We start from the raw sequence: 3,259 nt of genomic DNA, 5'->3' as shown, positions 1-3,259 counted from the left end.
CCAGATCCTGGCCGCCGCACGCTCCCCGGTCGAACACGGCTTCGCGAACCTGAAGGCCTGGCGGATCCTCACCAAGATCCGCACCGGCCCCGGTCCCGGCTTCCGGTTTTCGGCTCTTCCTTCCTGGCCGTGGCCTCCGCCTCGGTCTCGGCGGGCGAGCAGGTGGCGTTGGGCGGCTTCCAGTGGAGACAACCCGGCTACCGCGATCATCTCGTCCAGCAGCTCGACGCCGTCGTTGCCCAAACTGAGCCGTTTCAGAGCCGTCATGGCGGCGGGGACGATCCGCTCGGCGGCGTCCAGGCGGATCACAGTGGAGGCCGCGTCGACGCCGCCGAGCAGGTCCTTCGGATCACCGAGGGCGCGTAGGCGGTGGCGCCGGTTGAGGTACTGCGGGCGCCACAGTGGCGTGACAAACCAGTCCTCACGTGCGATCGCCGCTTCCACGTGAGAGATGAACTCCTTCTCGGTACCGGGTGTGAAGGTGTATCCGAGCCGGTCGAGTCCGTATTCGCTGATCATTCGGACGGAGAACCGGCTGATTCCGGCACCGGGATTGATGCCCTGGATGTTGACCGCCATGCGTGCGGCGATCTCGGGGCGGGCGAGGTCGGTGATCTCGGCGACAAGGGCTGGTGGAACGTAGGGCGGGACGCTCCAGGTGCAGTAGGGCCGGTAGGTGGGTTCCAGCACGACCACCTGGTTCCGGTAGGGGGCCAGGTACGCGCCGTGGCTTCCGGGCAGCCACGCGGAGACCAGGACATCGACAGATCCGCGGGCCTGGAGGGCGAAGATCTCCTGGTGGGGAGCTTCGACAGTGGTCACGTGATGGCCGTGCGATTCCAACAGGTGGCGGACCACGCCTGCAACGGCTCGGTGGAAGGAGAGTGCGATGTTGTCGGCGGCCGTGGCAAAGGGTTCTGATCCACTCTCTGTGGAGCGATGACACAGGATGACGTCCGTCAGTCCGCCAGGAGGATCTGGCGGCGGAGGAGATCGAAGCCGGCTCGACCGTATCCGTCCCTCTTGATCCGTTTCACCCTGTTGACGTTGCCCTCGACCCTGCCCGAGCTCCACTCCAGGGTGAGTCCGGCGGTGACGGCATCGAAGTCCTGCCGCAGGCCGCGAGCCAGGCTCTGCAGCGGCTTCATCCCGGTGCTCTCGGCGCGGGCGAGCCATCCGTCGAGCTTGCTGCCCTGGCGTTCGGTCATCATCTGGGCGAACTCGCGCACGCATTCCGCGGCAGCTTCCAACTCCGGGCAGCGGGAGAGGAGTTGCTTGAGCTTGAGCGCCTTGCTCTCGTCGACCTTGTCGGGGTGCGCGGTGATCAGCCAGGTTGCCTTCCGGACGGTGAGCTCTTGGGGCTTGTCGGGTGCGGGTTTGCCGCTGGCTCGTATCTCCTGCAGGTGACGGCGGACGGTCCGCTTGCTGCCGCGGTAGCCGAGCTCGACGATCTCCGCGTGGAGCCGTGCCGCGTCGGTGCAGCCCTCGTTCCAGCGCCGGTGCAGGTGGGGCGTATAGGCGTGGACCTGGCCGTAGCTGCGGGAGCCGGTGGCGAGGGACGCTTCTTCAGGGGTGGCCGCGTGCGCGTAGCGGGTCACCGTCTTGCGGTCCAGGTGGAGCGTGTCGGCGATGACCTGGATCTGCACGCCCTTGTCGTAGAGGGCGTGTACCGCGGCGTGGCGCTCGCGCCGTTTGATCGCGCGGCGGCCCGCCACGGGCTGCGGTGTGTCGTCGGCCTCCGTGACCGTGGGTTCGGCGGTCGCGCCGGTGGTGGGTTCGGCGAGGCACTTGCGGTGCTGGGCGACGCACTTCTCGACCGCCTCGCAGAGGTTCTTCCACAGGTGGAAGCGGTCCGCGACCTGGACGGCGCCGGGGCTTGCGGTGCGGACGGCCTCCGCGTAGGCGCTGGCGCGGTCCCGGCAGACGACCTCGGTGCCGGGGTGCTCGCGCAGCCACGCGGCGAGTGTCTCGGAGGTGCGGTCGGGCAGGACGTCGACGCGGTCGCCCGATTCCATGTCGATCAGGATCGTGCCGTAGACGTGGCCCTTCTTGAATGCGAAGTCGTCCACGCCCAGCACACGCGGAGCAGTGCCGGACGTCTTGTCGGGAAGCCGTCGTAGCAGCCTGAGCAGGGAGTTCGGACTGGCGGGGAGGGACAGATGCTTCGCCAGCCGGGCCGCCGGCCGGCCGGCCAACGCCAGGGCGACTTTCTCCAGTGCCTGCCGAAGCGGCGGGGTCCGCCGGGCGAAGGGCTCGGTCAGGCCGGCTATCTGTTCCGCGAACGTCCCGCGCGGGCACGATGCCACCGGGCACACGAACCGGCGGACCAGCAGGTCGATCACCGCCGATCGGCCGGCTACCGCAAGATCGGCCAGGCGCCGCCGGTAGCCGCCGTGGACACGGTCGGAGACCGTGCCGCACCCGGGGCAGGCCGCCTGCCGGGTCGAACTCCGCGCCGAGAAGAACACGGTCTCGGAGGCCACGACGACCTCCTCGACGGTTACGGGAGCCAGGTGGGAGAAGGCCGTCCAGAACGCGCTGTAGTCACACGGACGCTGATCTTCCCATGGTCAGGTGACGTACCGTCATCGCTCCACAGAGAGTGGATCAGAACCTGGCAAAGTCCCGGTGTGTGGCCAGTTGAGTCCCGACTGATGGCCACCGGAAATCCAGGTGGATGGCCGTCCGGCCTGCGGTGTTCCTGATCGCTTCCTCAACTGAAGGAGACCTCTCCGTCCGGTTTGCTGGTGTTTGCGAAGCAACAGCAACCAGCCGGAGAGGTCCTGTGACGAAGTCTGACAGAGAGATCATGGAAATCTTTGAGGCGTACGACCTGACCGAGACGGTCTGGTCGGCGGCCACCCTGACAGGGCACGACCCGAAGACGGTCAAGCGGTATGTCGAGGCCCGCGCCAGCGGGCGCAACCCGTATGAGCGCGAGCCGCGGCCGAAGATGATCGACGCGTTCCTGGAGAAGATCGAGGAGTGGATCGAGCAGTCCAAGGCGACGATCCGCGCCGACGTGGTCCACGACAAGCTCGTGAAGATGGGCTACCCGGGCAGTGCCCGCTCGACCCGGCGGGCAGTGAACGCGGCGAAGACCGCGTGGAAGGCGGGCAAGCGGCGGACCTACCGCCCGTGGATCCCCGAGCCCGGGCGGTGGCTGCAGTTCGACTGGGGCGGTGCGACACGAAGTCGCGTATGGCGAGTGAACTCGCAGAATGGAGGCCGGCAATGCCGGGTGCGTAGTTCCTGATCA

General features: G+C 67.8%; 3 protein-coding genes. 1 reads left to right on the top strand and 2 read right to left on the bottom strand.

The features are described 5' to 3' along the window. Window positions 1-1,074, bottom strand: a 1,074-nt coding sequence (locus tag ACIOFR_RS41950) for a glycine betaine ABC transporter substrate-binding protein (RefSeq protein ID WP_401006057.1), incomplete at its 3' end; no start/stop codon positions are given. Continuing rightward, a complete protein-coding gene (locus ACIOFR_RS41945) occupies window positions 960-2,483 on the bottom strand; it encodes an ISL3 family transposase (RefSeq protein WP_401006055.1) in 1,524 nt (507 codons plus the stop codon). The genes ACIOFR_RS41950 and ACIOFR_RS41945, both read right to left, overlap by 115 nt. Before the next feature lie 326 nt (window positions 2,484-2,809). Between ACIOFR_RS41945 and ACIOFR_RS41940 the strand changes: the two genes are divergently transcribed. Next, complete coding sequence (locus tag ACIOFR_RS41940) at window positions 2,810-3,256, top strand: hypothetical protein (protein ID WP_401006053.1); 447 nt, start codon at window positions 2,810-2,812, stop codon at window positions 3,254-3,256. Window positions 3,257-3,259: the final 3 nt, after the last annotated feature.

This window comes from Kitasatospora sp. NPDC088346 (genome assembly GCF_044740765.1).
In the GTDB taxonomy this organism is placed as follows: domain Bacteria; phylum Actinomycetota; class Actinomycetes; order Streptomycetales; family Streptomycetaceae; genus Kitasatospora.
Note: the sequence above shows the minus strand (reverse complement) of the source record. Positions and strands in the feature narration are given on the sequence as shown.